General features: G+C 51.2%; 1 protein-coding gene. It reads right to left on the reverse strand.

Going from position 1 to position 3,231, the window contains the following annotated elements; all coding sequences use genetic code 11:
- Positions 1-257 precede the first annotated feature (257 nt).
- Positions 258-2,906 carry a glycoside hydrolase family 32 protein gene (locus QZ305_RS11555; RefSeq protein WP_294732141.1) on the reverse strand — a complete coding sequence of 883 codons (2,649 nt, stop codon included), beginning with the start codon at positions 2,904-2,906 and terminating at the stop codon, positions 258-260.
- Positions 2,907-3,231: the final 325 nt, after the last annotated feature.

Genomic DNA, 3,231 nt, shown 5'->3' on the forward strand with positions numbered 1-3,231 from the left:
CAGAAACAACTGGTTGCAGCTTAGCTTTACTGAGCTTCGTAGCCTATCAAGTTAAATAAATTCATTATATGGCGGCGGACACAGGATACAACTCTCTTCTTCTTTGATCCGGAACGCTGTCATCAGACCCCTGCTCATATCGGCTCCTGCTCAAAAAACACCTCCCGCATTATTCAGAAAAAGACCGGCTCCAGTCATGACCGGTCTTTTTCCCGAGAGAGATCTATATCAGAAATATGAACAAGTGGCAGCCGGAATTATTCCTGCTCGCGGCGTTTCCTGTTTGTGAAGACTGCACCTGCCAGGGCTCCGATGGCTGTCGCCAGGGTCATGCCTAAGCCGGTGGCTGCAGCTGTCGGAGTACCTTCGGAAGAAACAGAAGCTGCGGATACCGCCTGTGCCGGGGTCTCGCTGACAACCGGTTTCGCTGTGCTGTCGTAAATGTCGGTGACAGTGGTCGGTTTCTCCGGAGTCACGGTAATCGGCTTGTCTGCATTGGCCCGGAGGTTGGTCAGAGCATTGGTCAGAGCGTAGTTGGCAAGGTTGATGGAGTTCTGTGTGGAATCCGGGTTGAAGGCTGCCGCAAATGCTGCCTTGTAGGCATCCTGCAAAGCCTTGAAGCTTTCATCTGTGTAGTTGCCCTGTCCGCGCTCCAGCTGGTCTTTCGCATCCGCCAGGGTTCCGGAGAGGTTGCGCATATCGGTGTTGTCTTTGCGGTAGCTGTCCATGGTGGCGAAGCTGTAAGTCGCATTGACAGGTGTGCCAACAGCATACAGGTTGAGCAGATCCGCATCCTTATAGGGGAATACCAGTTCCGTCAGCACGATGGTGTCATTGCCTGCATATACTTCCACAGAGTAGTTGTCCACGAAGACTTTCAGCTTGATCTTGCCATTGGTCATGGCAACCGGTGCCGTGTAGTCCTGCAGGAACTTGAACCAGGTGCCATTCTGCATGTGATCAGCCGGAGCCTGTTCAGCTGCCATGGACTTGGAACGGTCCACGTGCAGGATTCCAGTGTTCACATCGTACCAGATCGTGGTCTGATAGTCTTTGTTTTTCAGGACCTCCAGAACGACTTTCTCCGTTCCCTTTTCAGGAGCGAACTCGATTTCGAACTGGAACTGCTGAGAGTGAATGCCTTCCAGCGGGTTGGACTTGTCGTCCAGGACAATGTCATCCTTGACTTCCAGGTTCTTCATCTGGTCGTATTCAGCTACCGGTGTCTGCTTCAGGCGCAGTCCTTCCGGTGTGCGCACTACAGACAGGTCTGCCATCAGCGTGAACTGACCATTGTGCTTTTCACCCAGCATCTTGCGGATGCCTTCCAGAGTCACCTTGCTGCCATCCGGCTGACGGATGGTGGAGTTGTCTGCATAGGACCAGTTGGACATCCACTGAACCATGACCACTCTGCCATCTTCCTTATAGAAGCTCTGGGCTGCATAGGCATCGGGAGCGTAGTTCATGTTCAGCCGCAGCGGAACATCACCGGTCGGGCCATTCATGGTATCGGGAACAAAGGTCCAGACGCCGTCCACTTCCTTGAAGTCGCCAATCTGGTACCAACGTCCGCCTTCGGAGAGCACGTATTTGTATTCATCGGTTCCTTCCACAGGCAGATAATACAGTTCGGGGCATTCAGTGATGATGTCATCCTGCATGGCCTGTGCTGTCCAGGTCTTCAGATCAGGGGAGGAATAGAAGCGCAGCGGTCCGCCGGCTACAGCCATGATCCACTGTTTTGAATCTTCATGCCAGAACACTTTCGGATCACGGAAAGCACTGTTGTTCAGGGGATCCTGAGATGTGGTTCCAATGATGTTTCCCTCGGCATCGCGAACAGCCAGAGGCACATTATATTCAGAAAGAACTACATTCTTATAGTAATCTTTCTGCTTTTCTGTGAGTTCATGGATGTTACCGTCACGGTCAACATAGACCCTGTCATATCCAAGATCCGGTTCCACCCAGTGGATACCGTCTGTGGAGTAGGCGATAGCCTGACGCTGGGAACCACCACCGGACATGCCTGCAGGTCTGCCGGCCACAGTCCAGACAGCCACAAGACCACCCTGTCCGTCTTTGAAGAATCCGGATGTGTTGTCCTTGTCATAAACTGCGCTGCCGGAGAAATGTCTGCGGGTTCCATCTTCGGATGGGAACAATGCTGCATTGAATGTATCAGGGATATCCAGCTCAGCCCAGTGGACAAGATCCTTGGACACTGCATGCCCCCAGCTCATGGGACCATGATTTACTCCATCAGGATAATACTGGAAGAACAGGTGCCATTCTCCGTTGTAGTAGACCATGCCGTTGGGGTCGTTGGACCAGCCTTTTTCATTGGAGAAGTGATACTGTTCGCGATAGGCTTCTTCTTCCTGTTCTTTGTCGACAGCCGGTGTTTCTGCCTTTGCGTTTACTGCCGGGGCAGCGGCTGCTGTGGTTTCGGTTTTCTGTACGGTGGTTTCCGGTGCAGGAGCTGCTGCATCCGTCGGGGCTGTGTTCACAGCTGCATCCGGTACAGTGACTGGAGCCGGTTCCGGAGTCACATCCGGTGTCTGCCCGGCTTCATCCGGTGTTTCTTCCTTCTGCTGATCTTCGGACTGTCCGTCTTCAGCAGGAACCTCTTCTTCTGCCGCAGCAGGGGCTTCGCTTTCCTGACTGTTATACGTTTCTGTTTCTTCCGAAACTGTGATTTCCGCAGAACTTTCAACCGGTTCACCGATGGAACCATCGGGAATGACCGATTCTACGGGAGCCGGCTCCTCGATGACAGGAGCCAGGTTGACATCGTCGTTTGCAAGAATGACTGCACTTGCACCGGAAAGTACCATCATGGCAGAAGCGGGAACCGCCATGGATTTGATCAGATTCGCTTTCGTGTTGTTTTCTTTTTTCATGACTTTCAAAAACCTTCTTGTCTGGAAATAAGTAAAGGAATCAAAGATCTTTGGGGAAGAAAAGAAAGTTATAACTTACAGTACCAATTTACTCCCCTTCTCCAATCGTTTTCAAGCAAATTTGTAAGTGATTACATTTGTCATATAGTCAACGCTTCCGAAAGAATTCTTTCGATTAAAATCCATGTTTTAAAACGAAACTCATGACATTTGTTAATTGATCTTGATAGGCTACGAAGCTCAGTAAAGCTAAGCTGCAACCAGTTGTTACTGGACGTCTTTAAAGTAGTCGATCATACCCTGCCGGGTCTGGTGAGCACCGCTG

Origin of the sequence: uncultured Faecalibaculum sp., from assembly GCF_910588395.1 — a bacterium.
Lineage (GTDB): Bacteria > Bacillota_I > Bacilli_A > Erysipelotrichales > Erysipelotrichaceae > Faecalibaculum.